This window comes from Mesorhizobium sp. M8A.F.Ca.ET.202.01.1.1 (assembly GCF_004791595.1).
Classification (GTDB): Bacteria; Pseudomonadota; Alphaproteobacteria; order Rhizobiales; family Rhizobiaceae; genus Mesorhizobium.
The window spans coordinates 1-292 of record NZ_SRUN01000267.1; the positions used below are offsets into that span (position 1 = coordinate 1).

A 292-nucleotide genomic window follows, 5' to 3' on the forward strand; every position below is an offset into this window, starting at 1 on the left:
GTCACCGCGGCTGTAGCCCACGCGCGGCGAAACGTCGCCGAAGGACGGGCGCGATACGGTCTTGTTGGCCGAGGCGCGCAGCACCCAGTCATCGGCCGCGTCATAGCGCAGGTGCAGGCCCGGCAGCACGTTGGTGTAGCTGCTGTTGGCCACGCGCGGGGTGACGGTGAAGCTGCGGCCGTTAGCGGCCACGTCCACCTGGGTGCCGATCGCCTAGAAGCGGGTGTTCTCCACGCGCACGCCGCCGATGATACCCAGCGCGCCCACGTCCCACGTACCCCTGGCATAACTC

The 292-nt window shown here is 69.2% G+C and carries 1 protein-coding gene; it reads right to left on the reverse strand.

Annotation, left to right across the window (positions count from 1 at the left end; translation table 11 throughout):
- Positions 1 to 198, reverse strand: a 198-nt coding sequence (locus EN845_RS34785) for a TonB-dependent receptor (RefSeq protein WP_210235543.1), incomplete at its 3' end; no start/stop codon positions are given.
- Positions 199 to 292: the final 94 nt, after the last annotated feature.